A 319-nucleotide genomic window follows, 5' to 3' on the forward strand; every position below is an offset into this window, starting at 1 on the left:
GAGCTTTGTATTTAGCTAATGCATCAGGCAGTGGTTTTACCCGTGCTTTTATGGGAAATGGAGATGGTGTCGGGGGAACTGACAGTGAAAGTTTCTTTACCCACCCTGATGCAAAAATTTACCTTGGAGACTTCAATGGAGACGGAAAAACTGATCTTTTCGTTAAAGGTTTTGGAACCTATAGAGCCCTTTATTTAGCTAACTCGACGGGAAATGGATTTACCCGTGCCTTTATGGGGAATGAAGATGGAACAGGAGGGACCGATAGTGAGACCTTCCTCACTCACCTAGATGCAAAAGTATTCCCTGGAGATTATAA

General features: G+C 43.3%; 1 protein-coding gene. It reads left to right on the top strand.

Annotated features, from left to right (window positions below; translation table 11 throughout):
- The coding region (locus E1171_RS23080; RefSeq protein WP_222931263.1) for a hypothetical protein at positions 1-319 on the top strand (319 nt) is incomplete at both ends.

Origin of the sequence: Xanthovirga aplysinae (assembly GCF_009711365.1) — a bacterium.
Taxonomy (GTDB): domain Bacteria; phylum Bacteroidota; class Bacteroidia; order Cytophagales; family Cyclobacteriaceae; genus Xanthovirga; species Xanthovirga aplysinae.